We start from the raw sequence: 19,733 nt of genomic DNA, 5'->3' as shown, positions 1-19,733 counted from the left end.
CATGGGCGTTTCGCTCGCAGACAACGACGGCGAAGACGACGATTTCTCGGAAACGCATGACATCAACGTCACGCCGTTCATCGACGTCATTCTGGTGCTGCTGATCATCTTTATGGTCGCAGCGCCGCTCTCGACCGTCGACCTGCCGATCGATCTGCCGACGTCGAGCGCGACGCCGCAGAAGAAGCCGGACAAGCCGACTTATCTCAGCATCAAGCCCGATTTGACGCTTGCGATCGGAGAGAACCCGGTCCACCGCGCCGAGCTGATCGGCACCCTCGACGGTTTGTCCGACATGAGCAAAGACAAATATGTCTTCCTGCGTGCTGATCGCTCGGTGCCCTATGGCGAGTTGATGGGTGTCATGGAGCTCTTGCGCTCAGGCGGCTATACGCGGGTGAAGCTGGTCGCGCTGGAAGGCGCTCCGGGGGCGCCCTCGGCAGGCGCCGCTCAGCCTTAGAGGCGCACTATGTCGAACGAACCCAGACCATCCAGGAAGCTTTGGGTCTTGGCGGCGGTGGCGGCGCTCGCGCTTCATCTGGGTGGTGCGGCGCTCGCGCTCGCACACCTGCAAGCCGATGACGGCGACGATGGTCTGGGTGCGGCCGGCGCCGAGTTCGCCGTCGAGATGGCCTCGCCAAAGGCACCCGATACCGACCTTCCGCCCGGGCCTGACAGCGAAGCGATGCAGGAGCAGCAGGCGCTTCCCGAGCAGAAGGCCGAGACCAAGGAAACCGAGCTGCCAAAGGATCAGTCGCAACAGGTCGACGATCCCGATCGAGTCGTTGCGGAGAACATCTCGAAGAAGCCGCAGGACGAGGATCCGAAAATCGCAGCGGTCGAAACTCCCGCTGCCGAGGCCTCGCCGAAGTCGGTTGCGACCGCGCGGCAGACACTCGATGAAGACGCGCGCGAGGCTGAGAAGGCCCTGGCGCCGGTGCTTGGGCTTGGCAAGGACATCCTGAAGATTACCGCGGACTGGAACCGCAAGATCAGCGCGCATCTGGCGGCCCACAAGGTCAATCCGGAGGGCAAGGAGCCCCATAACCAGAAGGTCAAAGTGAGCTTTGCGATCAACCGCAGAGGAAACGTGCTTTCGGTCGATGTCGTTGAGTCGTCCGGGGACGCGGCTTACGATGCGGCGGCAGTCTCGATTGTCCGTAAATCCGATCCCATTCCGCAGCCGCCCGCCGGGCTGACAGAGGACCGGTTCGAGCGCACCGTGGACATCATTTTCACGCCACCGGACGCCAAGAAAAAGAAGAAGACGGCTCAGCGCCAGTAGAGCCGGATCCCGACATACACCACGACCAGACAGGCAAAGATCAGCGCCACCGGCAGCGGCCGTTTCTGGGTTCCGGCGAATGCCGTCGCCCCGAAGGCGGCGGCCTTCTTCGGCTTGGGGGTCGGGCGGCGGAAGACGGTAACATTGTCCGCCGCCGTTTCAGGCGGACGGGGGCGGACGTCAGGCGGCGTTCCCGCGCCGCCCATCTCGGCATAGTAGGCCTTGTAGATCGCGCCGATGGTGGCCTCGGTCGCTTCGCCCTCGCTCATCTCCGCCAGCAGTTTCTTGTAGCTCGCGAGGAACTCCTGGGCTTCCGCAGGCAGCGCGGACGCCCCGTTGAGCTTGGCCATCATCTTCCATGTGGCAAAATCGGCGCGGGCGCGGGTGTCGGCGCGTCGCGCGATCAGCATATCGGCAGCTTTGACCAAGTCGGCCTCTGGCCTTTCGGCTTGTGTTCGGGTGTCGCTGTTCAACTAAACATTGCCGGTCAGGAACAGAACAGCCTGAATCACATAACCGGTCAACGTTCGCAGTATTGCTGAAATAACATCAAGATTTAGACCGAACTGCGAACCCGCCAGCGGCAGCAGGATGAGGAGGCCGATCAGGATCAGCATCCCGACTGGCTCAAGCCGGGCCAGCGGCAAGGCAAGCCGCTGCGGCAACAGCCCGACCGCGACCCGACCCCCGTCAAGCGGTGGGATCGGCATCATGTTGAACACCGCCAGGATCGCGTTGATCACGAGGGCATTCTTGAGGTTGTCCGCAACCCATTTCGCCGAGCTCGCGGGCACCAGTGGCAGGGCATGAAAGGCGAGGGCGGCGGCGAGCGCCAGCAGGATGTTGGTGACGGGCCCGGCCAGCGCCACCCAGACCATGCCGAGCCGGGGGTTGTTCAGCTTGCGGAAATTGACCGGCACCGGCTTGGCGTAGCCGAACAGGAACGGCGAATGCGCAAACAGCAGCATCGCCGGCAGGATCAGGGTCCCGAACGGGTCGATGTGGCGGAGCGGATTGAAGCTGACGCGACCGAGCTGCGAGGCTGTGTTGTCCCCGAGCTGATGCGCGACGAAGGCGTGCGCAGCCTCATGGAAGGTGATGGCGAGCAGCACCGGCATTACCCAGACGGATGGATCATAAAAAGAAATGTTCACCAGCTCATCCGTTTCGGCTTCTGCCCGCGCGCCTCCCAAAGCACGCCGTATAGGGCCACAACCCTTCACAATCTACCGCTATATGGCGCTCAATTCCGAAATTCCCCGTTGCAAATGGTCCGCGAGAAGGCCGCTTGCGGATGATAGGTGGCGCGCACGGTGAAGGCGAATTTCCGCCGGCGGCAATGGCGGCATGCCGTCACGATCGGACAGCACGCGAAGGCTCGCCGGCAAGGTCCCTGCTTTCACCACCGTCACCGCGAGGCCTTGAGCCGCAATCGTCTCGACTGCTGCGAGCGTCCGGCTAACATAGGCCAGGCGCCAGGGCACGCCAGCGGCGTCGAGCGCCTCCGCAGCCCATTGCCGGAACAGACACCCTGGCGGGTAGAGTGCCACGGACAGGGGATTATGCGCCGCGGCGCGATAGGATGAGGCAGCCGCCCAGACCGCCTGCTCACGCCTCAAGAGCTCGCCGTCGCCACATCCTTGCGGATGCATGGCGATGACGAGATCGTAGGCATCGCCGAGCCGCGCCGGCATCGTCGCGGTCAGTCCCGTCTCGATCTCAATCCGGACCAGTGGGTGATGCTTGGCAAAGCTCGTCAGCAGGGGCGGAATGACGATGGTGCCGTAGTCGTCCATCACGCCGAGGCGGACCACGGCTTCGGCCTTGCGTGCGCGAAGCGCCCCGACCGCCTCCGCGTTGAGCGCGAGAATGCGCTGCGCATAGGCGCGCAACTCTTCGCCTGCCGCGGTCGGCAGGATGCCGGCCCTGGTGCGCTGAAACAATCTTGTGCCGAGCCGCTCCTCTAAGCGCCTGATTTGAACGCTCACCGCCGATTGGGTCCGGTTGAGGACGTGGGCCGCGCGGGTGAACGAACGATGCTCGGTGACCGCGAGAAATGCTTTCAGCAGACTGGGATCGAGATCTGGTGTGGTCATGACGTAACGTTATCCCAGCATGACGGAAAATCCATTCCCCATTTCGGCGCGCCTCTTATGCTGCGTTCGAAGCATTGATGGGAGCAATCGTGACCGAGATCTCCGGCGTTTTGGCTGCCGTGCTGTCGAGCGGCCTCGGCGGCACCTCGATCGGCGCCACGCGCTATCTCGTGAATATGCTCGATCCGCTCGCGATCGGCTCGTTCAGGTTCGGCATCGGCTTTCTCCTGCTGCTGCCGCTGACGTTGCTGCGCGGAGACTGCTGGCCGGGGCGAGGGGACCGGATCGCCGCGATCGGGCTTGGCCTTTTGTTCTTCGCCCTTTTCCCGATCCTGTTCAATGCATCGCTGATATTTACGACCGCCGCGCGCGGCGCGCTCGGTTTGTCGACGCTGCCTCTGCTCTCGCTCGTGATGGGGGCTGCGCTCGGCGCCGAATCGCTCACTTGGCGCAAGTCGATCGGTGTCGTAATTGCGACGTTTGGCGTCGCCCTTGCGCTTCTCTTCGACTTGGCTTCGGCGCCGTCGGGCGCCTGGCGGGGCGATCTGTTGATGATCGCTGCGGCCGTGTGTATGGCACTTTACGGTATCTGGTCAAAGCCGCTGATCCGGCGTTCCAGCCCGATCGCCTTCACGACGATGAGCATGGCGGCAGGCGCGACTTGCCTCATCCTGCTCTCATATGTGCGCAGCAGTTTTGTGCCGGTGACCGGCTTCGGCACACCGCAATGGCTCGCAGCGCTCTATCTCGGGGCCTTCGGAGCCGCGCTGACCTTTTATCTCTGGGCCTTCGCGCTGGAGCGGACCACGCCGACGCGTGTCGCGATCTCGGTGACGGTCAATCCGATAACGGCATCGCTGGTTGGCGCCTATTTGCTGCACGAGCCGCTAAGCTGGAATCTGGCGGCCGGCATCGTCGCGGTGTTTGTCGGGATATGGATTGGGACGACGGACCAGCGTGCTCAGGCGGTGAGCGCATCCGCTTCAAACCAGGCCTGACATCAAGCCGGGATCGTCGTCTGATATTGCGTCAGGCCGTCGTCGAGCTTCAGCCAGGCAAGCTTTTCCGAGACCCAGATGTGCTCGGTGGGCGCGAAGGCGTTGCGATCATCGAACGTGGCCAGCGCGACGCCGGCGAGCGTACCGTTGCGGCGCCACGCGAACAGCCGCGTGCCGCACCGCTTGCAGAACACGCGGTCGATGTTCTCGGAGGAGGCGAAGCGGGCGGTGTCGCCCTCGACGCTGAGCGCGCGCTGGTCGAATTGCGCGCGGGCGAAGTAGGGCGAGCCCATTGCCTTCTGACAGATGCGGCAATGGCAGATGCGGACGTTGAGCGGTTCGCCCTCCGCCTTGAACCGCACCGCGCCGCAGAGGCATCCGCCTTCCCGGATCATGATGTCCTCAATAAGTTGCGCGACCGCCCGAGATATCGAAGACCGCGCCGGTGGAGAACGCGCAGTCCTCGGATGCGAGCCAGGCCACCATCGCGGCCAGCTCTTCCACCAGCACGAAGCGCCCCTTCGGGATCTTCGACAGCATGAAGTCGATATGCTGCTGCGTCATCTGATCGAAGATCGCGGTCTTCGCCGCCGCCGGTGTCACCGCGTTGACGAGGATGTCGTGGGCGGCGAGCTCCTTGCCGAGCGATTTCGTCAGTGCGATCACACCGGCCTTGGACGCCGAATAGTGCGCGGCGTTCGGATTGCCTTCCTTGCCGGCGATGGAGGCGATGTTCACGATGCGCCCGTATGTCTGCTTGAGCATCGTAGGCACGATGGCCTTGCAGCAGATGAAAGGACCGTCGAGGTTGATGCGCAGCACCTTGCGCCATTCCTCGAGGTCGGTCTCCCAGACCGGCTTGTTGACGCCGGCGACGCCGGCATTGTTGACGAGGATGTCGATCTTGCCGAAGGCGGCCAGCGTCGCATCGCGGGCCTGCTCGACGGCTGCGGTGTCGGTGACGTCGACCTTAAAGACGCGGACGCCGTCGCCGATCTCCTTCGCCGTCTTCTCGGCCAGCGCGGCATCGAAATCCCAAATGGCGACCTTGGCGCCGGAGGCGACGAAGCGCTCGGTAATCGCGCGGCCAAAGCCCTGCGCGCCGCCGGTGACGACAGCGGCGCGGCCGTTGAGATCGATCTTGTTCATGAGACTTGACCCCTGAACATCAGAGCATGTAGCCGCCGTCGACGACGAGGTCGACGCCGGTGGTGAACGCGCTTTCGTCACTGCCGAGATAGACCGCCATCGCTGCGATCTCGTCGGCGGTGCCGAGCCGGCCCATCTTCTGGCGGGAGATGAACATCTCCTTGCCTTGCGGCCCCTGCGCGGCGGCGCGGTCGAGCATCGAGGGCGTCTCGACGGTGCCGGGGCAGATGCTGTTGCAGCGGATGCCCTTGGTGATGAAATCGAGCGCGACCGCGCGCGTCAGCAGCGACACCGCCGCCTTCGACGCGCTGTAGACGTAACGGTTGGCCGGCGGCCGCAGCGCCGCGCAGGACGAGATGTTGACGATGCTGCCGCCGCCGCCTGCCAGCATCTCGGGCAGAAACGCCCTGATGGTCCGGTGCATCGACTTGACGTTGAGGTCGAACGAGAAGTCAAAATCCTCTTCCGAGCACTCCAGGATCGTACCATGGTGCACAAAGCCCGCAGCGTTGAGCAGGATGTCGATCTTGCCGACACGCTTGGCAAAGACGTTGACGTCGGCGGTGTTGCGGACGTCGAGTTTTGCGACTTCGGCGACGCCGTCCTTGGCCAGAGTGGCAATCCCGCTCTCGTTGATGTCGGTGGCGATGACGGTCGCGCCCTCACGCGCGAATGCGACGGCGCATGCGCGCCCGATGCCTGCGGCTGCAGCGGTGACGACGGCCCGCTTTCCCTTGAGGCGGTCTGCCATGTTCTTGTTCTCCTTCGTGTAGTTTCAATGCCAACCCACGTCTTTGCGAGGAGCTCTTGCGACGAAGCAAATCCAGGCCATCTCCGTGGAGCTATCTCTGGATTGCTTCGCTTCGCTCGCAATGACGGTGTGGCTGCTAGTGGTTATCTCTTGCCACGCCAAAGGTGCCGGCGACGTTCTGATAGCGCGTGGCGAGCTCCATGCAGGCGCCGGTGGATTGCTGGCCGACCGTATTGCGATAGATCTCCTGCCACGGCGTCTGGTTCGGCGGATGCTTGAAGCCGCCGCTGGCCTTGAGTTCGGCATGGCGCTTCTTCAGCTCCTCCTCCGAGATCACGATGTTGGCGCTGCCCTTGTTGAGGTCGATGCGCACCTTGTCGCCGGTTTTGAGGATGGCGAGCCCGCCATTTGCCGCCGCTTCCGGCGAGGCGTTCAGGATCGAGGGCGAACCCGAGGTGCCGGACTGGCGGCCGTCGCCGATGCAGGGCAGGGACAGGATGCCGCGTTTGATCAATGCTGCCGGCGGCTGCATGTTCACGACCTCGGCGCCACCGGGGTAGCCGATCGGCCCGGTGCCGCGGATGAACAGCACGCAGCGCTCGTCGATGTCGAGCGAGGGATCGTCGATCCGCTCGTGATAATCCTCGGGCCCCTCGAACACGATGGCGCGGCCTTCGAAGGCGTTGAGGTCCTTGGGGTTGCTGAGATAGCGGTCGCGAAACTCCTTGGAGATCACGCTGGTCTTCATGATCGCGGAATCGAACAGATTGCCCTTTAGCACCAGGAAGCCGGCGTCCTTCACCAGCGGCTTGTCGTAAGTCCAGATCACGTCGTTGTCGGGCGCCGGTGCGTTCCTGCAGTTCTCGCCGATGCCGCGGCCATTGACTGTCACTGCGTCCTCATGGATGCGCTTGTGCTTCATCAGCTCGCGCACCACAGCCGGAACGCCGCCGGCGCGGTGGAACTCCTCGCCGAGATAGAAGCCGGCCGGCTGCATGTTGACCAGCAGCGGCACGTCGTGGCCGAATTTCTGCCAGTCGTCGATCGAGAGCTCGACGCCGATGTGGCGGGCCAGCGCGTTGATGTGGATCGGCGCGTTGGTCGACCCACCGATCGCCGAATTGATGACGATGCAGTTCTCGAACGCCTTGCGGGTCAGGATGTCCGAGGGTTTCAGATCCTCCCAGACCATCTCGACGATGCGCTTGCCCGTCTCATAGGCGATCTGGCCGCGCTCGCGGTAGGGGGCGGGGATCGCCGCGCAGCCCGGCAGCGAGAAGCCGAGCGCTTCGGCGAGCCCGTTCATGGTCGAGGCGGTGCCCATGGTGTTGCAATGGCCGACCGAGGGCGCCGAGGAGGCCACGATCTCCATGAACTCTTCATAGTCGATCTCGCCGGCGGCGAGCCGCTCGCGCGACTTCCAGACGATGGTGCCGGAGCCCGTGCGCTCGCCGGCATGCCAGCCGTTCAGCATTGGGCCGCCCGACAGCACGATCGCGGGCAGGTTGACGGTCGCTGCGGCCATCATGCAGGCGGGCGTCGTCTTGTCGCAGCCGGTGGTCAGCACCACGCCGTCGAGGGGATAGCCGTAGAGGATCTCGACCAGGCCGAGATAAGCGAGATTGCGGTCGAGCGCCGCGGTCGGACGTTTGCCGGTCTCCTGGATCGGATGGGTCGGGAATTCCATCGCAATGCCACCGGCCTCGCGGATGCCCTCGCGGACGCGATGGGCCAGCTCGATATGATGGCGGTTGCAGGGTGAGAGATCATTGCCGGTTTGCGCGATGCCGATGATCGGCTTACCGGATTGAAGCTCGGCGCGGGTGAGGCCGTAGTTTAAATAGCGCTCCATATAGAGCGCGGTCATGCCCGGATTGTGCGGGTTGTTGAACCATTCCTGCGAGCGAAGGTGGCGGCGAGCGCCGTTGCCGGCAGCGTGCCCATTGGTTGGCTTTTTTGTCATTGGTCTCTCCTGCAATGCAAACGCACTGGCGTCCGTCTCAATCTGTCGGCTGGTGCGATGCCCAGCGGCGCGAGCGATGGTCTGCCGGCCCGCTGGCGGGTCATTTCCTCACAAGTACGATACTAATCTTGGCTGCTTGGTAACGCTACCATTTTGTTGGCGGCGCCGGCTCCGGAAGCGGCTGGTCGATTGTCCGAACGCCGCGACAACGAGCTTTGCCGCTCGACCACTTTGAAGCCGAGGTCGAGCACCGGCTGCTCGGGCCGCCGTCCATCGATCGCGTCGATCAGCATGGTCGCGGCCGTTTTCCCCATCTCATAGCGATTGGTGCGCACGCTGCTGAGGGTGGGGACGGCTGAGGCCATGAATTCGAGGTCGTTGAATCCGACGATCGCGATCTGCTCCGGGACGGCGATCTCCCGGCGCCGGCATTCAAACAGGACGCCGAGCGCGAGGTCGTCATTGGCACAGAACACCGCATCGATGCCGGGGTCCCGCGCAAGCAGGTCGGTGAACAGGGCGCCGCCGAGCGTCACCGATGTCGGCGTCGCCGTCGTCACGACGAGCCGCTGCTCGAACAGGGCGGCATCCTTCATGGCCGAGACATATCCATCGAGCCGCCGCTGCACCCGCGGATCCATCCGCGCGCCGATGAAGCCGACCTTGCGGTGACCCTGCGCGAACAGGTGGGCAACTGCCGCGCGCGCAGCATCATAGTGCGAAAAGCCGATCATCATGTCGACTGGATTGGGGCCAATCTCCATGATCTGCACGATCGGGCAGTCGGCAGCCTCCAGCATCGCGCGCGATTCTGCGGTCTGGTCGATGCCGGTGACGATCAGCCCGGCCGGCTTCTGCGCCAGAAACAGGCGCAGCAGCTTCTCCTCCTGGAGGATGCTGTAGCGGGTGTTGGACAGCTGGATCGAGTAACGGCTGCCTTCGGAGGCGTCATAGATGCCCCGCAGCACGTCGGAGAACACGTTATTGGTGAGGGATGGGATCAATACACCGATCACCTCGGTACGCTGCGAGGCCAGCGCGCGTGCAGCAAGGTTCGGAACATAGCCGAGCTCCTTGGCGGCGCTCTCGACCCGCGTCCGCTTGGCAACCGACAGTGCTTCCGGATTGCGGAAGAAGCGGGACGCGGTGATCGGGCTGACGCCGGCAAGCTCGGCGACTTCCGCCAGCCGGATCTTGCCTGACTTGGTGCGTTTTCGACCCATTGCTGCTCTTAACACAGTCACGGTCGCAAACAAAGGAACGTTGACAGCGCTACCAGCAACGACTAACCAAAGACAAATTGCCAAAACCGCACAAACTGCCGACAATGTTGCTCGCTATGATCGGGCCGGGTTCGGTAAAGTCTGAAAAAGCAAGACGGTCGCGGCGCGAAGGGCGTCGTCGACTTTCAAGGAGGGAGCTAGATGTCGTCTGTGCAAATCCGCGACGTGCGGAAATCGTTCGGCAATTTTGAAGTCCTGCACGGCGTGACCATTCCGATCGAGGACGGCCAGTTCGTCGTTCTGGTCGGCCCCTCCGGCTGCGGCAAGTCGACGCTTCTGCGCATGCTCGCCGGTCTCGAGAACATCACCTCCGGCACGATCTCGATCGGCGACCGCGTCGTCAACAATGTCCAGCCCAAGGAGCGGGACATTGCGATGGTGTTCCAGAACTACGCGCTCTATCCGCACATGACGGTGGCCGAGAACATGGGCTTCTCATTGAAGCTGCGGAATGCCAGCTCGGACGAGATCAACAAGCGCGTCAAGCGCGCCGCCGAGATCTTGGCGCTGTCGCCGCTGCTCGATCGCTATCCGCGCCAGCTCTCGGGCGGCCAGCGTCAGCGCGTCGCCATGGGCCGCGCCATCGTGCGCGATCCGCAGGTGTTCCTGTTTGACGAGCCCTTGTCGAACCTGGACGCCAAGCTGCGCGTCGCCATGCGCACCGAGATCAAGGAGCTGCACCAGCGGCTGAAGACGACGACCGTCTACGTCACCCACGACCAGATCGAGGCCATGACCATGGCCGACAAGATCGTCGTCATGCATGACGGCATCGTCGAGCAGATGGGCACGCCGCTCGAGCTCTACGACAAGCCCGACAACCAGTTCGTCGCCGGCTTCATCGGCTCGCCCGCCATGAACTTCCTCAAAGGTCATGTGCGCGTCAACGGCGTTGCCACCTTCGAGGGGCCGAACGGTGTCAAGCTGCCGCTCAAGACGGCGCCGACGGCGTCGGACGGCCGTCCTGCCGTCTATGGCGTGCGGCCTGAGCATTTCACCATCGCCGATGACGGCGCCGAGGCGGAGATCATCGTGGTCGAGCCGACCGGCTCGGAGACGCAGGTGTTCGCCAAGGTCGGCGGCGAGCAGGTCGTCGCGGTCTTCCGCGAGCGCCACCAGTTCAACCCGGGCGACAAGGTGCGGCTGAAGCCCGACCCGTCGCTGGTGCATTTGTTCGACGAGGCCACAGGCAAGCGCCTGAACGCCTAGCGCAAGACGTAAGACAAGAAAAAGCATCACAGGGAGGACGATATGCAAGACTTTACCCGCCGGACTCTGCTTCAGGGCGGAACGGCTCTGGCTGCGACCGGCATGCTGACTGGGCCGGCACTGTTCGATTTCGCCAAGGCCTGGGCGCAGAGCGCGCCGTGGAAGGCGGAGCCCGGTGCCAAGCTGACCGTGATGCGGTGGAAGCGCTTCGTGCCGCAGGAGGACGATGCGTTCAACGCGATGGTTGCGGCGTTCAAGGCTGCGACCGGCACCGAGATGAACGTATTCAGCGAATCCTTCGAGGACGTGCAGCCGAAGGCATCGGTTGCGGCCAATACCGGCTCAGGGCTCGATCTCGCCTGGGGCTTGCACACGCTGCCGCAGCTGTTTCCCACCAAAGTGCTGAAGATGAACGACGTCGCCGATTACCTCGGCAAGAAGTATGGCGGCTGGACCGATGCGGCGGCCAAGACCTGCAAGTTCGGCAACGACTGGCTCGGCATTCCCGTGGCCACCAACGGCGGCTACATGACCTACCGCAAGTCGGCGACCGACAAGGCCGGCTTCAAGGAATTCCCGAAGGACTTCCCCGGCTTCCTCGAGATGTGCAAGGCGCTGAAGGCGAACAACACGCCTGCCGGCTTTGCGCTCGGGCACGCCTCGGGCGACGGCAACTCATGGCTGCACTGGGTTCTGTGGGGGCACGGCGCCTACACGGTCGACCAAAACGACAAGATCATCATCAACTCGCCGGAGACGGCGAAGGCGCTGGAATATTGCAAGGCGCTGTACGACACCTTCATCCCCGGCACCGCGTCCTGGAATGATTCATCCAACAACAAGGCCTTCCTCGCGGGCGAGCTCTATTGCACGGCGAACGGCATCTCGATCTACGTCGCTGCCAAGACTGATCCGAGCAAGAAAGAACTCGCTGAGGACACCTATCACGCGCTCTGGCCGGTCGGACCGGTCGGCAAGCCGACCGAGCTGCAGCTGGCGCTGCCGATCCTCGCCTTCAACTTCACCAAATATCCGAATGCGGCGAAGGCGTTCGTCGCCTTCATGCTGGAGAAGGAGAACTACGAGAAGTGGCTGGAGGGGGCGCAGGGCTATCTGACGCAGACGTTGAACGCCTATGAATCGGCGCCGGTCTGGACGGCGGATCCCAAGAACGCCGTGTTCTCGCAGGCGTCCAAGCGCACGCTGCCGGCATCCGGCATCGGCACCGTCGGCGAGAAGGCGGCAACTGCGATCGCCGACTTCATCGTGGTCGACATGTTCGCCAATTACTGCACCGGCGCCAAGGATGCGAAGGGCGCGATGGCGGAAGCCGAGCGCCAGCTGAAGCGCATCTATCGCTGAGGGGTCACGGAGCGGGCGGCCGTCCGGCCGCCCGCTCGTCAACATTTCGATCAGGGATATCGGGCATGGCTGATGTCGCAATTCCCCGGGCCAAGCCTCAGATGAGCGAGGCTAGCGCCTGGACCCAGCTCAGACACAATCGCAATTGGCTCGGCTTCTGGTTCATGGTGCCGGCCATGGCGTTCCTGATCTTCTTCCTGGCCTATCCGCTGGGACTCGGCATCTGGCTGTCCTTCACGGACACGCGCATCGGCAGGGTCGGGCACTTCATCGGCACCGAGAACTACGAGTGGCTCTGGGACGATTCGATCTTCTGGCTCTCGGTGTTCAATACGCTGCTCTACACCTTTGTCGCCAGCGCTCTCAAATTCGCGGTCGGGCTCTATCTCGCGCTGCTGCTCAACGAGCACATGCCCTTCAAGGCGATGCTGCGCGCGATGGTGCTCATCCCCTTCATCGTTCCGACCGTGCTCTCGGCACTCGCCTTTTGGTGGATCTTCGACTCGCAATTCTCGATCATCTCCTGGTCGCTGAAGCATCTCGGCCTGATCAGCCAAAACATCAATTTCCTGGGCGACACGACCTGGGCGCGTATTTGCGTGATCTTCGCCAATATCTGGCGCGGCGTGCCGTTCGTGGCGATTACGCTGCTCGCTGGCCTGCAGACCGTCTCGCCGTCGCTGTATGAAGCAGCAACGCTCGACGGTGCCACGCGTTGGCAGAATTTCCGGTACATCACCTATCCGCTGCTGACGCCGATCATCGCTGTCGTGATGACCTTCTCCGTGCTCTTCACTTTCACTGACTTCCAGCTGATCTGGGCGATGACTCGCGGCGGCCCGGTCAACGCCACCCACCTGATGGCAACCTTGTCCTATCAGCGCGCGATCATCGCGGGGCAACTGGGCGAGGGGGCCGCGATCTCAAGCGCCATGATTCCATTCCTGCTGGCTGCGATCATGGTATCCTGGTTCGGCTTGCAGCGTCGCAAGTGGCAGCAAGGGGAAAGCAATGACTGATCTCCCCACCTCGCGGATCGATCTCAAGGCCGTGCTGCATGGCTCGGCGCCGACAGTCGCGAAGGATGATCACAGCGAAGGCATGAGCTATCTGCAGTCGGTGCCGCGCCGACTGGTGACGCTCTATCTGCCGCTGGCGATCATCGTCGTCGTCCTGCTGTTCCCGTTCTACTGGATGGCGCTGACGTCGGTGAAGCCCGACGAGCAGCTGCTTGACCTCGACAGGTACAATCCGTTTTGGACCTGGAACCCGACGTTCAAGCACTTCCACAAGCTGCTGTTCGAGAGCTACTATCCGTACTGGCTCTGGAACACGATGTACGTGGCGATCTGCGCCACGGTGCTCTCGATCATCGCATCGGTGTTCGCGGCCTACGCGATCGTGCGGTTGCGCTACAAGGGCGCCAATCTCGTCGGGGGGCTGATCTTCCTCGCCTATCTCGTGCCGCCGTCGATCCTGTTCATTCCGCTCGCCACCGTCGTGTATCAGTACGGCCTTTTCGACTCGCCGCTGGCGCTCATCCTGACCTATCCGACGATACTGATCCCGTTCTCGACCTGGCTGTTGATGGGCTATTTCAAGACCATCCCCTTCGAGCTCGAGGAATGCGCGCTGATCGACGGAGCGAGCCGCTGGCAGATCCTGATCAAGATCGTCGTGCCGCTCGCAATCCCCGGCCTGATCTCGGCCTTTATCTTCTGTTTCACGCTGTGCTGGAATGAGTTCATTTACGCCCTGACGTTCCTGCAGTCGACCAGCAACAAGACGGTGCCGGTCGCGATCGTTAATGAGTTCGTCGACGGTGACATCTACCGCTGGGGTTCGCTGATGGCGGGAGCATTGGCCGGCTCGCTGCCGCTCGTCATCCTTTACGCCTTCTTCGTGGAGCATTATGTGTCGGCGATGACCGGCGCCGTGAAGGAATGATCGCGGGGCTTGCCGAGGGCGCGTTGGGAGCGGCGCGCTCCGGCCAATAAGAAGGAGTAGGCTCTTGCACATTCTGGTTCTGGGCGCCGCCGGCATGGTCGGCCGCAAACTCTGTGAACGGCTGCTGCGCGACGGCCGGCTCGGCAAGAGCGACATCACGAAATTGACCATGCACGACGTGGTCGAGCCGAAGAAGCCAGAGCAGGCCGGCTTCCCCGTCGAGACCGTGTCCGGCGATTTCGCCGTGCCGGGCGCAGCCGAAAAGCTGATCGCCGGCCGTCCCGATGTGATCTTCCATCTTGCCGCGATCGTCTCCGGCGAAGCCGAGCTCGACTTCGAGAAGGGCTACCGCATCAATCTCGACGGCACGCGGATGCTGCTCGATGCCATCCGCCTCGTCGGCGGTGGCTACAGGCCGCGCGTAGTGTTCACGTCCTCGATCGCGGTGTTCGGCGCGCCGTTTCCGGACGCGATCGGCGACGAATTCTTCCACACACCGCTGCTCAGCTACGGCACGCAAAAGGCGATCGGCGAACTCCTGCTCGCTGATTATTCTCGCCGCGGTTTCCTCGACGGCATCGGCATCCGCCTGCCGACCATCTGCATCCGCCCGGGCCTGCCGAACAAGGCGGCATCGGGCTTCTTCTCCAACATCCTGCGCGAGCCGCTCGCCGGCAAGGAAGCGATCCTCCCGGTGTCCGAGGACGTCCGTCACTGGCACGCCACGCCACGCTCCGCGGTCGGCTTCCTGCTCCACGCCGGCACCATGGATCTCGCCACCGTCGGCCCACGCCGCAATCTGACCATGCCGGGCCTGTCGGCGACAGTCGGCGAGCAGATCGCGGCCTTGAAGCGCGTTGCGGGCGAGAAGGTCGCCGCGCGCATCAAGCACGAGCCCGATCCCTTCATCGTCGGCATCGTCGGCGGCTGGCCGCGCAATTTCGATGCGAAGCGCGCGCGCGAGCTCGGCTTCACCACCGCCGAGAAGAATTTCGACGACATCATCCGCATTCACATCGAAGACGAGCTCGGCGGCAATTTCGTCGCCTGATCGCGCACTGAGCGGGTCATATGATGGCGAGCGTTGCTTGCATCGGCGAATGCATGGTCGAGCTCCGGCAGGCCCAGGGCGGACATTCGACCGGATCGTCCGCGACGCAAGGGCAGGGCGGCGGGCTGTACTCGCGCGGCTTCGGCGGCGACACCCTGAACACGGCGGTGTACCTGGCGCGGCTCGAGGTGAAGGTCGACTATCTCACCGCGCTCGGCGATGATGCCCTAAGCGATGAGATGATCGCAGCCTGGACTACCGAGGGCGTCGGCACGCGGCGCGTCGTGCGGTTGCCGGGCAAGCTGCCCGGTCTCTACATGATCCAGCTGGATGCAAAGGGCGAGCGCCAGTTCTTCCACTGGCGCGACAGCGCGGCGGCGCGGCAGCTGATGAATTTGCCGGAGACCGACGAGCTGCTCAACTCGCTGATGAGCTACGACATCGTCTATCTCTCCGCGATCACGCTCTCGATCTACGACGCGCCCGGACGCGAGCGCCTGTTCGCGGCGATCAAGCGCGCGCGCCTGCTCGGCACCCGCTTCGTGTTCGACACCAATTTTCGCGCGCGCGGCTGGCCGGACCGCGATGTCGCGCGCGATGTGTTTGCCACGGCCTTCGCGGCCGCCGACATCGTGCTGACCTCGATCGAGGACCTGCTCGCGCTCTATCCTGGCGAAAGCCACGAGCAGCTGATCGCCCGCATCCCTTCTCCGGAACTCGTATTCCGCCTCGCCGAGCCGGTGAGCCTCCTGCGCTTTCCCGGCGGCACTGACGAGGTCCGCGCCGAGCCTATGACCAAGCCGGTGGTGGACACCACGGCTGCCGGCGACAGCTTTGCCGCGGCCTATATCGCCGCCCGGCTCGCCGGATCGGAGCCGGTCGAAGCCGCCCAGGCCGGGCATCGCCTCGCCAGCCTCGTGATTTGCTATCCTGGCGCCATCATTCCGGGCTATGCCATGCCGCCGAAGAAGCGGCACCGGCCGGCGGCCTCTCGCCAGGCGACCAAGTGAAGAAGCGACCACAACGATGACCACGAGTGCCCAACAAAATCACCTTGTCGCGCTGTTCAAGGCGGCGACCGTCATTCCCGTCCTCACCATCGATCGTATCCAGGATGCGGTGCCGCTGGCGCGTGCGCTGGTTGCCGGCGGCGTCCGCACGCTGGAGGTGACCCTGCGCACTCCTGTTGCGATCGAGGCAGCGAGGGCGATGATGTCTGAGGTCCCCGAGGCGCTCGTCGGCATCGGTACAATTCTCAATGCGGCCGACTTCACCCGCGTCGAAAAGCTCGGCGTCAAGTTCGGCATCAGCCCGGGCTTGACCCCCGACCTCCTGAAGGCCGCTGCCGACAGCGCCCTGCCGTTCGCGCCGGGCATCGCGACCGCCTCCGAGCTGATGATGGCGCTGGCCCATGGCTTCGACGTCGCCAAATTCTTCCCGGCCGAGCAGGCCGGCGGCATCAAGGGCCTTCGCGCCCTCGGCGGGCCCTTCCCGAGCGTGCGGTTCTGCCCTACCGGCGGCATCAGTGAGGCCAATGCGGCGACCTGGCTTGCCGAGCCCAATGTGGTCGCGGTTGGCGGTTCCTGGCTGTGCCCGACGGCCGAAATCAGGGCCGGGAACTGGGCCGGCATAACGGCCATCTGCCAGCGTACCCTCAAGGCCCTGAAAGCCGCGTGAAGTCTTGCCATCCCTGGGCTAAGACTTAACTCAGGAAGAGACCCCAGGGAGAAATGACCATGACCGCCAGCATCGTCGGATGGGCGCATACGCCGTTCGGCAAGTTCGATACCGAAACCGTTGAAAGCCTCGTCACGCGCGTCGCCAACGAGGCGCTGGCGGATGCCGGCATTTCGGCTGGCGATGTCGACGAGATCGTGCTCGGCCATTTCAACGCCGGCTTCTCGCCGCAGGATTTCACCGCCTCGCTGGTGCTTCAGGCCGACCCGAAGCTGCGCTTCAAGCCGGCGACCCGGGTCGAGAACGCCTGCGCAACCGGCTCAGCCGCCGTGCACCAGGGCCTGCGCGCGATTGCCGCAGGCGCCGCCAAGATCGTGCTGGTCGTCGGCGTCGAGCAGATGACGCGCACGCCGGGGCCCGAGATCGGCAAGAACCTGCTCAAGGCGTCTTACCTGCCCGAGGACGGCGACACGGTCGGCGGCTTCGCCGGCGTATTCGGCAAGATTGCCAGCTCCTATTTCCAGAAATACGGCGACCAGTCGGATGCGCTGGCGCTGATCGCGGCCAAGAACCATAAGAACGGCGTCGCCAATCCCTTCGCCCAGATGCGCAAGGATTTTGGCTTCGACTTTTGCCGCGCCGAGAGCGAGAAGAACCCCTATGTCGCCGGTCCCCTGAAGCGCACCGACTGCTCCCTGGTCTCCGACGGCGCCGCGGCGCTGGTGCTGGCCGATGCCGAGACCGCCAAGAGCATGAGCAAGTCGATCGGCTTCCGCGCCACCGCACACGCCCAGGACTTCCTGCCGATGAGCAAGCGCGACATCCTCCAGTTCGAGGGCTGCACCGTGGCGTGGCAGCGCGCGTTGGAAAAGGCGGGCGTGACGCTCTCCGATCTCTCCTTCGTCGAGACCCATGACTGTTTCACGGTCGCCGAGCTGATCGAGTACGAAGCGATGGGCCTGACGCCGAAGGGGCAGGGTGCTCGCGCGATCAAGGAGGGCTGGACGCTGAAGGACGGCAAGCTGCCGGTCAATCCGTCCGGCGGCCTGAAGGCCAAAGGCCATCCGATTGGCGCCACCGGCGTCTCCATGCATGTGATGACCGCGATGCAGCTCGCGGGACAGGCGCCCGAGGGCATGCAGCTCAAGAACGCAAAACTCGGCGGGATCTTCAACATGGGCGGTGCGGCGGTCGCCAATTACGTTTCCGTGCTGGAGCCGTTGAAGTAAGCTCAGTCCTGAAGGTGGGCAAAGGCGCCATGCGTCCACCTGTTTTCTTGCGCTAGATGACGGTGGGCATGCTACGCTTTGCCCACCCTACGGCTCCTGATTGACTTTGCGGGAAATGCATCATGAGCAATGACTACGAAGACTCGCTGTCGATGGACGCACTGAACCATCGCATCGCGATCCTCGAGGACAATATCCGCCAGCTCATCGAGCAGGCCGCTGCCGCCTCGGGTGAGCAGAACGAGTCGCGGATCGCCGACCGCATCAATCAGCAGAACGACGAACTCGACCGTCTCATCAAGATCCGCGAATCCCGCCAGAAGAAATAGCGGTCGATATCGCCGCGCGATGCATGCCGCCATACGCCGGTTGCCCTTGCGCGAGCGACGGCGCTGCCGTTAGCTGAACCGACATCGCAGGGCGTTTGAGCCCTGGGCAATCGGGAGCAAGCGATGGGGCCGCTGAAGGGCATCAAGGTCATCGACATGACCACCGTGCTGATGGGGCCTTATGCAACCCAGATGCTCGGCGACTACGGCGCCGACGTCGTCAAGGTGGAATCGCTCGACGGGGACGTCACCCGGCTGATCGGCCCGATGCGGCACGCCGGCATGGGCCCGGTGTTCCTCAACACCAACCGCAGCAAGCGCTCGATCTGCCTCGATCTGAAGAAGCCTGCGGGGCGCGATGCCGTGCTGCGGTTGCTTCGGGGCGCCGACGTTCTCGTCTACAATGTCCGGCCGCAGGCGATGGCGCGGCTTCAACTCGGCTACGATGTCGTTTCCGAGATCAATCCACGTCTCGTCTATGCCGGCGTTTTCGGCTTCGGCCAGGACGGGCCCTATGCCGCAAAACCCGCCTATGACGATCTGATTCAAGGAGCGACCGGGCTGCCGGCGCTGATGGCGCAGACCGGCGACGGCGTCCCGCGCTACGTGCCCAACGCGCTGGTCGATCGCATCGTCGGCCTCACCGCGGTGGGCGCGATCTGCGCCAGCCTCGTGCATCGCGACCGCACCGGCCGCGGCCAGCGCGTCGACATCCCGATGTTCGAAACCATGGCCGGGTTCGTGATGGGCGATCACATGGGCGGGCTCACCTATGAGCCGCCGCTCGACAAGGGCGGCTACGCCCGCCACCTCTCGCGCGACCGTAGGCCTTACAAGACTTCCGACGGCTATCTCAGCGTCATCGTCTACAACGACAAGCAGTGGGAGAACTTCTTTGAGGCGACGGGGCGCGACGATCTGCGCGCCGATCCCAAATTCGCAACCTTCGCCGGCCGCGCTGCCAATATCGACGTCGTCTATGCCGAGCTCGCGCGCATTTTTGAGACGCGCACCACGGCCGAATGGATCGACCTGCTGACCAAGGCCGACGTGCCGGTGATGCCGATGCACGACCTCGCATCGATCCTGCACGATCCACACCTGGAAGCGACGAATTTCTTCCCGGTCGTGAACCATCCGACCGAGGGGCCGATCCGCAGCATGAAGGTGACGGCCACCTGGTCGGACACGGAGGCGGTGCCGGTTCGGCTCGCGCCGCGGCTCAACGAGCATGGCGCGGAGATTTTGCGCGAGATCGGCTATTCTGCCGACGAGATCGCAGCCATGATCCGCGACGGCGTCACGCGATCGGCGCCGGAGTAGGGAAACGACGATGACGACGGCTCTCTCATCCATCATTCCGGGGCTCGCGAAGCGAGATCCCGGGATCCTCGAGCTTCCGGG

General features: G+C 63.8%; 21 protein-coding genes. 13 read left to right on the top strand and 8 right to left on the bottom strand.

Annotation, left to right across the window (positions count from 1 at the left end):
- Nucleotide 1 precedes the first annotated feature (1 nt).
- Together exbD and IVB12_RS29965 are read left to right on the top strand one after the other, a co-directional pair.
- Nucleotides 2-460, top strand: coding sequence for a TonB system transport protein ExbD (exbD, locus tag IVB12_RS29970; RefSeq protein ID WP_247276905.1), 459 nt, complete (start codon nt 2-4; stop codon nt 458-460).
- Nucleotides 461-469: 9 nt separating this feature from the next.
- Nucleotides 470-1,285: an energy transducer TonB gene (locus IVB12_RS29965; RefSeq protein ID WP_247304495.1), complete on the top strand. Its 816-nt coding sequence runs from the start codon at nt 470-472 to the stop codon at nt 1,283-1,285.
- Here the strand turns inward: IVB12_RS29965 and IVB12_RS29960 are convergent.
- The 3 genes from IVB12_RS29960 to IVB12_RS29950 form a co-directional block, all read right to left on the bottom strand.
- On the bottom strand, nt 1,273-1,695 hold the full coding sequence (locus tag IVB12_RS29960; protein WP_247304621.1) for a hypothetical protein: 423 nt from the start codon (nt 1,693-1,695) through the stop codon (nt 1,273-1,275). The genes IVB12_RS29965 and IVB12_RS29960 overlap by 13 nt on opposite strands.
- Nucleotides 1,696-1,758: 63 nt before the next feature.
- The gene (locus IVB12_RS29955; protein WP_247304618.1) at nt 1,759-2,439 is read right to left on the bottom strand and encodes a site-2 protease family protein; all 681 of its coding nucleotides are present in this window, start codon (nt 2,437-2,439) and stop codon (nt 1,759-1,761) included.
- Between the two features lie 78 nt (nt 2,440-2,517).
- Nucleotides 2,518-3,381: a LysR family transcriptional regulator gene (locus IVB12_RS29950; RefSeq protein WP_247304493.1), complete on the bottom strand. Its 864-nt coding sequence runs from the start codon at nt 3,379-3,381 to the stop codon at nt 2,518-2,520.
- Nucleotides 3,382-3,470: 89 nt separating this feature from the next.
- Between IVB12_RS29950 and IVB12_RS29945 the strand changes: the two genes are divergently transcribed.
- Nucleotides 3,471-4,379 (top strand): DMT family transporter, encoded by a 909-nt coding sequence (locus IVB12_RS29945; protein WP_247304490.1) that lies wholly within the window; start codon nt 3,471-3,473, stop codon nt 4,377-4,379.
- A gap of 2 nt (nt 4,380-4,381) precedes the next feature.
- On the opposite strand, the gene IVB12_RS29940 is transcribed toward IVB12_RS29945, so the two are convergent.
- The 5 genes from IVB12_RS29940 to IVB12_RS29920 all read right to left on the bottom strand — a co-directional run bounded on the left by IVB12_RS29940 (nt 4,382) and on the right by IVB12_RS29920 (nt 9,465).
- On the bottom strand, nt 4,382-4,774 hold the full coding sequence (locus tag IVB12_RS29940; RefSeq protein WP_247276910.1) for a GFA family protein: 393 nt from the start codon (nt 4,772-4,774) through the stop codon (nt 4,382-4,384).
- 7 nt (nt 4,775-4,781) lie between these two features.
- Complete coding sequence (locus IVB12_RS29935) at nt 4,782-5,528, bottom strand: SDR family NAD(P)-dependent oxidoreductase (protein WP_247304488.1); 747 nt, start codon at nt 5,526-5,528, stop codon at nt 4,782-4,784.
- Nucleotides 5,529-5,547: 19 nt separating this feature from the next.
- The gene (locus IVB12_RS29930; RefSeq protein ID WP_247304486.1) at nt 5,548-6,279 is read right to left on the bottom strand and encodes an SDR family oxidoreductase; all 732 of its coding nucleotides are present in this window, start codon (nt 6,277-6,279) and stop codon (nt 5,548-5,550) included.
- A 136-nt stretch (nt 6,280-6,415) separates the two neighbouring features.
- Nucleotides 6,416-8,242 carry an IlvD/Edd family dehydratase gene (locus tag IVB12_RS29925; RefSeq protein WP_247304484.1) on the bottom strand — a complete coding sequence of 609 codons (1,827 nt, stop codon included), beginning with the start codon at nt 8,240-8,242 and terminating at the stop codon, nt 6,416-6,418.
- Nucleotides 8,243-8,364: 122 nt separating this feature from the next.
- The gene (locus IVB12_RS29920; protein ID WP_247304482.1) at nt 8,365-9,465 is read right to left on the bottom strand and encodes a LacI family DNA-binding transcriptional regulator; all 1,101 of its coding nucleotides are present in this window, start codon (nt 9,463-9,465) and stop codon (nt 8,365-8,367) included.
- A gap of 201 nt (nt 9,466-9,666) precedes the next feature.
- Here IVB12_RS29920 and ugpC point away from each other — a divergent pair, with 201 nt between their 5' ends.
- The 10 genes from ugpC (at nt 9,667) to IVB12_RS29870 (ending at nt 19,652) form a co-directional block, all read left to right on the top strand.
- A complete protein-coding gene (ugpC, locus tag IVB12_RS29915) occupies nt 9,667-10,734 on the top strand; it encodes a sn-glycerol-3-phosphate ABC transporter ATP-binding protein UgpC (RefSeq protein ID WP_247276915.1) in 1,068 nt (355 codons plus the stop codon).
- Nucleotides 10,735-10,776: 42 nt separating this feature from the next.
- Complete coding sequence (locus IVB12_RS29910) at nt 10,777-12,096, top strand: ABC transporter substrate-binding protein (RefSeq protein WP_247304480.1); 1,320 nt, start codon at nt 10,777-10,779, stop codon at nt 12,094-12,096.
- Between the two features lie 65 nt (nt 12,097-12,161).
- Nucleotides 12,162-13,115, top strand: coding sequence for a sugar ABC transporter permease (locus tag IVB12_RS29905; protein WP_247304478.1), 954 nt, complete (start codon nt 12,162-12,164; stop codon nt 13,113-13,115).
- Nucleotides 13,108-14,043: a carbohydrate ABC transporter permease gene (locus IVB12_RS29900; RefSeq protein WP_247304476.1), complete on the top strand. Its 936-nt coding sequence runs from the start codon at nt 13,108-13,110 to the stop codon at nt 14,041-14,043. Before IVB12_RS29905 ends, IVB12_RS29900 begins: the two co-directional genes overlap by 8 nt.
- 64 nt (nt 14,044-14,107) lie before the next feature.
- A complete protein-coding gene (denD, locus tag IVB12_RS29895) occupies nt 14,108-15,094 on the top strand; it encodes a D-erythronate dehydrogenase (RefSeq protein ID WP_247304474.1) in 987 nt (328 codons plus the stop codon).
- A gap of 23 nt (nt 15,095-15,117) precedes the next feature.
- Nucleotides 15,118-16,104 (top strand): sugar kinase, encoded by a 987-nt coding sequence (locus IVB12_RS29890; protein ID WP_247304616.1) that lies wholly within the window; start codon nt 15,118-15,120, stop codon nt 16,102-16,104.
- Between the two features lie 16 nt (nt 16,105-16,120).
- Nucleotides 16,121-16,771, top strand: a complete 651-nt coding sequence (eda, locus tag IVB12_RS29885) for a bifunctional 4-hydroxy-2-oxoglutarate aldolase/2-dehydro-3-deoxy-phosphogluconate aldolase (RefSeq protein WP_247304472.1) — start codon at nt 16,121-16,123, stop codon at nt 16,769-16,771.
- 59 nt (nt 16,772-16,830) lie between these two features.
- Entirely contained in the window at nt 16,831-18,000 is a 1,170-nt protein-coding gene (locus tag IVB12_RS29880) for an acetyl-CoA acetyltransferase (protein ID WP_247304470.1), read from the top strand.
- 122 nt (nt 18,001-18,122) lie between these two features.
- Nucleotides 18,123-18,329: a hypothetical protein gene (locus IVB12_RS29875; RefSeq protein ID WP_247276922.1), complete on the top strand. Its 207-nt coding sequence runs from the start codon at nt 18,123-18,125 to the stop codon at nt 18,327-18,329.
- 123 nt (nt 18,330-18,452) lie between these two features.
- Nucleotides 18,453-19,652 (top strand): CoA transferase, encoded by a 1,200-nt coding sequence (locus IVB12_RS29870; protein ID WP_247304468.1) that lies wholly within the window; start codon nt 18,453-18,455, stop codon nt 19,650-19,652.
- The last annotated feature ends 81 nt before the right edge of the window (nt 19,653-19,733 follow it).

Origin of the sequence: Bradyrhizobium sp. 179 (genome assembly GCF_023073535.1) — a bacterium.
Lineage (GTDB): Bacteria > Pseudomonadota > Alphaproteobacteria > Rhizobiales > Xanthobacteraceae > Bradyrhizobium.
Note: the sequence above shows the minus strand (reverse complement) of the source record. Positions and strands in the feature narration are given on the sequence as shown.

What these genes read in the sequence shown, in the direction of transcription:
- IVB12_RS29880 (WP_247304470.1), top strand. Translation starts at nt 16,831, where the DNA reads ATGACCGCCAGCATCGTCGGATGGGCGCATACGCCGTTCGGCAAGTTC.
- IVB12_RS29960 (WP_247304621.1), bottom strand. Translation starts at nt 1,695, where the DNA reads ATGCTGATCGCGCGACGCGCCGACACCCGCGCCCGCGCCGATTTTGCC.
- IVB12_RS29925 (WP_247304484.1), bottom strand. Translation starts at nt 8,242, where the DNA reads ATGACAAAAAAGCCAACCAATGGGCACGCTGCCGGCAACGGCGCTCGC.
- IVB12_RS29905 (WP_247304478.1), top strand. Translation starts at nt 12,162, where the DNA reads ATGGCTGATGTCGCAATTCCCCGGGCCAAGCCTCAGATGAGCGAGGCT.
- IVB12_RS29940 (WP_247276910.1), bottom strand. Translation starts at nt 4,774, where the DNA reads ATGATCCGGGAAGGCGGATGCCTCTGCGGCGCGGTGCGGTTCAAGGCG.
- IVB12_RS29870 (WP_247304468.1), top strand. Translation starts at nt 18,453, where the DNA reads ATGGGGCCGCTGAAGGGCATCAAGGTCATCGACATGACCACCGTGCTG.
- ugpC (WP_247276915.1), top strand. Translation starts at nt 9,667, where the DNA reads ATGTCGTCTGTGCAAATCCGCGACGTGCGGAAATCGTTCGGCAATTTT.
- IVB12_RS29910 (WP_247304480.1), top strand. Translation starts at nt 10,777, where the DNA reads ATGCAAGACTTTACCCGCCGGACTCTGCTTCAGGGCGGAACGGCTCTG.
- IVB12_RS29920 (WP_247304482.1), bottom strand. Translation starts at nt 9,465, where the DNA reads ATGGGTCGAAAACGCACCAAGTCAGGCAAGATCCGGCTGGCGGAAGTC.
- IVB12_RS29935 (WP_247304488.1), bottom strand. Translation starts at nt 5,528, where the DNA reads ATGAACAAGATCGATCTCAACGGCCGCGCCGCTGTCGTCACCGGCGGC.
- exbD (WP_247276905.1), top strand. Translation starts at nt 2, where the DNA reads ATGGGCGTTTCGCTCGCAGACAACGACGGCGAAGACGACGATTTCTCG.
- IVB12_RS29900 (WP_247304476.1), top strand. Translation starts at nt 13,108, where the DNA reads ATGACTGATCTCCCCACCTCGCGGATCGATCTCAAGGCCGTGCTGCAT.
- IVB12_RS29890 (WP_247304616.1), top strand. Translation starts at nt 15,118, where the DNA reads ATGGCGAGCGTTGCTTGCATCGGCGAATGCATGGTCGAGCTCCGGCAG.
- IVB12_RS29875 (WP_247276922.1), top strand. Translation starts at nt 18,123, where the DNA reads ATGAGCAATGACTACGAAGACTCGCTGTCGATGGACGCACTGAACCAT.
- IVB12_RS29930 (WP_247304486.1), bottom strand. Translation starts at nt 6,279, where the DNA reads ATGGCAGACCGCCTCAAGGGAAAGCGGGCCGTCGTCACCGCTGCAGCC.
- IVB12_RS29950 (WP_247304493.1), bottom strand. Translation starts at nt 3,381, where the DNA reads ATGACCACACCAGATCTCGATCCCAGTCTGCTGAAAGCATTTCTCGCG.
- IVB12_RS29965 (WP_247304495.1), top strand. Translation starts at nt 470, where the DNA reads ATGTCGAACGAACCCAGACCATCCAGGAAGCTTTGGGTCTTGGCGGCG.
- eda (WP_247304472.1), top strand. Translation starts at nt 16,121, where the DNA reads ATGACCACGAGTGCCCAACAAAATCACCTTGTCGCGCTGTTCAAGGCG.